At 63.5% G+C, this 2,304-nt stretch carries 2 protein-coding genes; one reads left to right on the top strand and one right to left on the bottom strand.

Annotated elements, in window-relative coordinates; all coding sequences use genetic code 11:
* Positions 1–370 precede the first annotated feature (370 nt).
* On the bottom strand, positions 371–1,657 hold the full coding sequence (locus tag OXS27_RS32085) for a site-specific integrase (RefSeq protein ID WP_267361699.1): 1,287 nt from the start codon (positions 1,655–1,657) through the stop codon (positions 371–373).
* A 324-nt stretch (positions 1,658–1,981) separates the two neighbouring features.
* Between OXS27_RS32085 and OXS27_RS32080 the strand changes: the two genes are divergently transcribed.
* Positions 1,982–2,304: transporter substrate-binding domain-containing protein (locus OXS27_RS32080; RefSeq protein ID WP_267361697.1), on the top strand; the 323-nt coding region annotated here is incomplete at its 3' end.

Raw genomic sequence — 2,304 nt, 5'->3', positions numbered from 1 at the left:
CAAAAGCCATACCAAAGGGCGGACCACTTCAATGGGGGCTGATCACGTGTGCTATGGGCGTGGGTAGCCATACCGTGCTCCTCAGAAGTTCGGTGGGGTTAGGGCCGCAGCGAGGGGTAGGAGCCTTGCTGTGGCCTGCCTTTTATGGCACCATCAAATCATGCAGTCAATAGTTGGTACCAACAAAAAACGAGGGCGCGGTCGGCCCTTCGCCAACACGACGTCACTGAACGTGCGCGTCCCGCCCAACCTTTTGTCTGCTCTTGATAGTTGGATCACGGATCAGCCCGATCCGAAGCCGACGCGGCCTGAGGCCGTTCGACGGCTGCTGTCACAAAAACTGAATGTCCCAGACGAGGATATCGAGGCTTTATTGAAGCTCGTCCCGTAGCTCGCCCGACTTACGGCGCCTGCGCGCAGTCGGCCCCTCCCCCGTCATCATGGCCTTCGACACCGCTTCGGCAGTCCGATCCGCAGCGTCGATCAGCACCTCGTCGAGGTGGTGGATGTACAGGCTCGTGACGGTGTGCCCGGCGTGCCCCAGCATCGCGCCGATTGTGGAGTCGCTGTAGCCGAGGTCGGCCGCTGTGCTGCCGAAGCTGTGACGCATGAGGTGGGCTGTGAGAACGACGCCCGAGCGTTCGGCGTACCGGTCAATCGCCCGTGCGTGGCCGCCGTAGCGGCGGCCGCCTCGAATGCCTGGCAGCACGTAGGTCGCCTTCGGCGCTCTCGGTAGCACCTCCAGGACCGCCCTGGCTGAAGCGCCGAGCGGCCGGAGCGAGGCGCCTTCCTTCGAATCTCCCAAGCGGAGTTCGCAGTAAGCGAGATCGACCTCGCGCCAAGTCAGATCCAAGATCTCGCTCAAGCGGCAACCGGTTAGCGCCAGAAGCCGAATGAGGGCGATGCCCTGCCATGTGTCGCCCTCGTTTTCGCCAGCGGCCAGTGCCTTGCCGAGCGCGTGGAAATCCTCTGGTAGCAGTCGGCTGTCACGCTTACCGTCAGACGGCTTCTTCACCCCGAACACCGGGTTGGCCGCGATGATGCCTTCGCTCTTCGCGTAGCTCAGGATTCCACCCAAGAGCCCAACGGTCCTGGCGGCGGTGCCAGGTCCGCCCTTCACCACGGATTTGCCCCGCAGGCCTGTCTTGACGACGACTGCTGTCTTGCCGGCTTGCACGTCCCGCACGAACCGCTGGACGTCGACCGTCGTCAGGTCTTTCACCCGGCGGTTGCCCAGCAGGGGTTTGATGTGGCGCAAGATCCGGCCGCGGTCGACGTACAGCGTTCGCGCCTTTTTGGGGCGGCCGCCTTTGCCCATGATCAGGCTCTTATCAGCAGCGGCTAGGTAGGCGTTGCACAGCTCGTCGACCGTCATGGCGGAGCGGTTGGTGGCTCGCTCCTCCGCCGGATCCTCGCCCTTCGCGACTTGCCCAAGCAGCCCCTTGGCGGCCTTGCGAGCATCGTCGGCCGTCACGACTCCATGGAAACCGATTGTCACCCTGCGCGTCCGACCGGCATACCTGTACTGAACGAGGTAGCTGCGGCGACCAGAGGCGAACACCCGTACCCCGAAGCCCGGTAGCTCATCGCACCAAAGGAAGTAGTCTCGACCACTCGGCTCAGCCGCGTCGACGACCCGTTTCGTGATCCTCGCCATGGGCGCCCTTCTCTCTGCGGAAGCACAGCGGAAGCGCGCGGAAGCAAATCGAGCCCATCCACCGGCAATCAGAGAAGAGCCGGAAGATCGTTTTCGCAAGGATCGACAGAGACTTAGCGATTACGAGATAACTCCAGCAATCACGCGAAAACCTATGAGGCTAATCCTCCGAAGGCAAAGGTCACACGTTCGAATCGTGTCGGGTGCGCCAATCTTCTCAATGACTTAGCAGCCGTTGCCCGGCGGGTGAGCGAAGGTTGCGAAAGCAGGCGGCTCGAACTGCGCGTCCGTTCGCTTCTCTCCGCAGTTACCCTCCTCCCCAGCATGACTCTGTCCAGCGAAGCCCAGGACGCGGCCCTAAAGGCCGAGCTCGCCCCGACCGGCACATTGCGGGTTGGCCTGATCGAAGCTCCCTCCCCCGGCCTCATCTTCGTCAGGCGCGCCGCCGATGGGAAGCCCGAGGGCGTCACGGCGGATTTGGCTGCCGACCTGGCGCGGACGATTGGGTTGCCGCTCGCCGTCACCCTGTTCCCGAACTCGGGCGCCGCAGCTGCGGCGCTTCAGTCGACCACCATCGACGTAAGCTTCATGCCGGTCGACGCAACCCGGCGGCAGGTGCTCGATTTCGGCCCGGGTTACTACAACCT

The sequence above is a fragment of the Methylobacterium sp. GC_Met_3 genome, from assembly GCF_026540775.1.
Classification (GTDB): Bacteria; Pseudomonadota; Alphaproteobacteria; order Rhizobiales; family Beijerinckiaceae; genus Methylobacterium.
The sequence above is the reverse complement of the archived record's forward strand: the minus strand, read 5'-3'. Positions and strand labels throughout refer to the sequence as shown.

Bases quoted from the DNA above. Each gene is read 5' to 3' on its own strand.
- OXS27_RS32085 (WP_267361699.1), bottom strand. From the start codon at position 1,657: ATGGCGAGGATCACGAAACGGGTCGTCGACGCGGCTGAGCCGAGTGGT.